This window comes from Geminicoccus flavidas, from assembly GCF_009806515.1.
In the GTDB taxonomy this organism is placed as follows: Bacteria; Pseudomonadota; Alphaproteobacteria; order Geminicoccales; family Geminicoccaceae; genus Geminicoccus; species Geminicoccus flavidus.
In genome coordinates this window covers 1-3,456 of record NZ_WUJP01000634.1, presented here as the reverse complement: position 1 = coordinate 3,456, position 3,456 = coordinate 1, and the positions used below count along the sequence as shown (strand labels likewise).

The window sequence follows — 3,456 nt, the reverse complement described above, 5'->3', positions numbered from 1 at the left end:
CCTGGACCAGGTGGCGGTGCTGGACCGCGAGCTGGCCGCGGTGCCGCAGCGCATCCGCATCGGCGTGGCCAAGGGTGCGGAACTACTGGCGGCCGGCGACCGGATCCGGATCCGGGCACGCCTGGAGGCACCGCAGCCGCCGGCCTTGCCCGGCAGCTATGACTGGGCGCGCGACGCCTGGTTCCAGGGCCTGGGCGCTGTGGGCTGGTCGCTGGGAGCGCCCACCATGGTTGCGGCCGCCGCCGGCGAAAGCGGCCCGGCCCTGTTCGTCGAGCGGATCCGCACTGCACTGAGTAACCGGATCGCCAGCGCCACCCCAGGCGCCGCGGGGGCGGTGGCCGCCGCACTGGTGACCGGGCAGCGGGGTGCCGTCGACAAGCGGGTCTGGGAGGACATGCAGCGCTCGGGCCTGGCCCATCTGATCTCGATCTCGGGGCTGCACTTCACCCTGGTGGCCGGCGTGGTGTTCTTCCTGGCGCGCTGGGGCCTCTCTTTGTGCCCACCTTTCTGCCTGCGCCTGCCCGCCCAGAAGGGTGCCGCGGTCGCCGCGATCCTGGCCTGCGCCTTCTACCTGGTGATCTCGGGCGCCTCCGTGCCGGCCCAGCGCTCCTTCGTCACCGCCACGATCGTGTTCACCGCCGTGCTGGTGGACCGCGACCCGATCTCCCTGCGCCTGCTCGCCGTGGCGGCCGTGGCCGTGCTGCTCGTGGCCCCGCACAGCCTGCTGGGGCCGTCCTTCCAACTCACCTTCGCGGCGATGGTCGGCCTGATCGCCCTTTTCGAGGCGCTCTCGGCCCACCGCGCCCGCAGACCCGCCACCCCGAGCGGCCCGACCCGACGCTTCCTGGCCTATCTCGGCGGGATCGTGCTGACCACGGTGATCGCGACGATCGCCACCGCTCCCTTCGGCGCCTGGCATTTCGGTGTGGTCGCGACCTGGGGCGTGGTGGCGAACATGCTGGCAGTACCGCTCACCTCGTTCCTGGTGATGCCGGCAGCGGTGCTGGGTACGGCGCTGCTGCCGCTGGGCCTGGACCAGCCGGCTTTCATGGTCATGGGTGCCGGTGTGGCCCTGGTGTTGTGGATCGCGGCAGAGATCGCCGCCTGGCCGCATGCCAGCTTCGCTATCCCGGGCATGACCAGCGGCTGCATCACCCTGATCGTCCTGGGCGGGCTGTGGCTCGCCATCTGGCAGCGCCCCTGGCGGCTGCTGGGCCTGCCGCCCGTGCTGCTGGGCCTCGGCATCGCGGTGCTGGGCCAGCCGCCGCGCCTGTTCGTGGCTCCCGATGCGAAGGTGGTGGCCGTGCTGGCCGAGGATGGCCGGCTGGTCCGCACGCCCGGCAAGCTGGACGGGCGGGTCGCCGAGGCCTGGCGCACCCGCACCGGCGCCTCGGGGCGCCTCGCCCGCTGGCCCGAGGCCGCACCCGGCCGGCCCGGCTGTGACCCGTTCGGCTGCATGCTGGAGCTGGCCGGGCACCGGGTCGCCGTGCTGACCGGCCAGGGTGACCCCGGCGACGACTGCCGCCATGCCGACCTGGTGCTCGACTTGGTGGCCGAACGAGCCTGCCCGCCGCCGGCCCGCTCGATCGGGCGCAGTGCGCTCAGGGCCGCGCGCGGGCTGGAAGTCAGGCTCGAGCCCGGCAGCCTCCGGTTCGCCACCCTCAGCGCTGCCCGCGGCGACCGGCCCTGGAGTCGGAGCGCACACCCGCAACCCCGCATCTCGGATCCCCAACCATGACGCCGACCCCTGACCTGCCGGATCCACTGCTCCGCCGCACCGGTGTAAGGCTGCGCACCAGCGACCTCCTGACCGCCCTGGTGGTGGCGGCCGCACTCGTGCTGGTGGCGGCCGTCACCTGGGGTGCGCGGCTGGACGCGGCTGGGCCAGCCCCACCGGACCCGGCCGTGGCCGTCGCGATCGCCGATCTGCGCCGGAGCTTCGGCTATGACGGCATCGCCCACGACCTGGAGCGGCTGCGCGGGGGCGGCGATCCGGCGGTCCGTGCTGCGGCCGAGGCGGGCCTGCGCCAGGCGCGCGCCGCGATCGGGCTGCTGCGCGGCCGGCTAGGCGACGCGGACAGTCGGATCCATGGCGCCCTCGACCAGCTCGAGGCCGCCGGGCGGCGGGCCGAGATCCTGCTGCGCGCGGATCCGGGCGAGCCGGCTGGCCGGCTGCTCGACCTGCCGGTGATCGAGCCTCTGCTGGTGCTGGACGATGCGTTCGAGACGCTGCGCGAGCGGGCTGTCGCGCGCGGCACTGGTCTTCCCGACCGGCTAATGCTGCTGCTGACCGGTTCCGCCTGCCTGCTGGCGGCGAGCGCGCTGCTGCTGGCCGGCTGGCTCCGCCTGGGATTGCTCCTGCCGCTGCGCCGGCTGGCGGGCGGGCTCGCTGCCGGCGACGCGCCGGAACTGGCGCGCCTGGCCCTGCGCGGCGACGAGATCGGCCTCCTAGCCCGGCGCTGCGTCCAGGAGCCGCCGCCGGCCGAGCCGGCCGGGAGGGTGCCCGTCGAGCAGCAGCGCCTCCTGGAGGAGATCCGCGACCTGGTGCGCAGCCAGGCGGAATGCGCGGCACCGCCCGTCTCGGCACCGCCGCCGCTCCGCCTCGACTTGTCGCTCCCCCCTGCCCCGGAACCCTCGCCCGAGCGGCCGCTCCTGGCGGGGGCCGCGGTGCCGGAGCAGCCGCAAGGCGGCACTACCGCGCTGCACTCGATCGTGGAGATGGTGGCGAAGGAGCAGTTGCGCCGCCATGGCGAGCGGCCGGTGCTGACGGGCAGCGGCCTGCCCGACGACCAGGTGATGGCCGTCTTGGTCGACCGGGTGCTGGCGCGGCTGGACCAGGTGACCCAGCGGGTCAGGGGCACGGACGGCGGTGCGCGGCCCGCTTCCTGAGGCTCAGCCGGGCCCGACCTGCACGTCGCGCAGGCTGCGGGCGAACCGCTCGGTCGCCATCAGCCGGCGGCAGCGCTCGAACCGGCCGACCGCATAGGCCCAGAAGTCCTCGGCCGGGTTGCCGTCGGCGTACTGGATCAGGCCCCAGAGCGTCCAGAGCAGGTCGCACATGGCCTGGTAGATCACCATCCGCCCGGCATCGAACGGGTGCGGCGGCCCGTCGAAATAGGCCTGGAGGAGGCGCCGATCCATGTCTCGATCGAACTCCGCCTCGACCGACAGGTCGCCCAGGTCCCACATCGGATCGTTGATGCCGGAATATTCCCAGTCGACGAGCCAGATGCGCGCGCCGTCGTCGAGAAAGTTCTCGCACAAGGGATCGCAGTGGCAGGCGGTGAGCGGCAGCTCGTGCGCCGCCAGCGCCGCGCGCACCGATCCGGCCTCGCGGACCACGTCGTGGTAGCGCTCCGGCACCGCCGCCCCTTTCTGGCCCAGCACCTGCAGGTACTGGTCGATCATGCCGAACAGCTCGAAGCGGAAGGTGAAGCCGCTTGCCTCCGTGTGCAG

Annotated in this window: 3 protein-coding genes; 2 read left to right on the top strand and 1 reads right to left on the bottom strand. The window is 73.8% G+C overall.

The annotated features are described in order from the left end of the window. A partial coding sequence (locus EQG76_RS17890) for a ComEC/Rec2 family competence protein (protein WP_235031428.1) occupies positions 1-1,738 on the top strand: 1,738 nt, incomplete at its 5' end. Further along, the gene (locus tag EQG76_RS17885) at positions 1,735-2,889 is read left to right on the top strand and encodes a hypothetical protein (protein WP_159715746.1); all 1,155 of its coding nucleotides are present in this window, start codon (positions 1,735-1,737) and stop codon (positions 2,887-2,889) included. The genes EQG76_RS17890 and EQG76_RS17885, both read left to right, overlap by 4 nt. A 3-nt stretch (positions 2,890-2,892) precedes the next feature. Here EQG76_RS17885 and EQG76_RS17880 read toward each other — a convergent pair. Then, on the bottom strand, positions 2,893-3,456 hold a 564-nt coding region (locus EQG76_RS17880), incomplete at its 5' end, for a phosphotransferase family protein (RefSeq protein ID WP_159715745.1).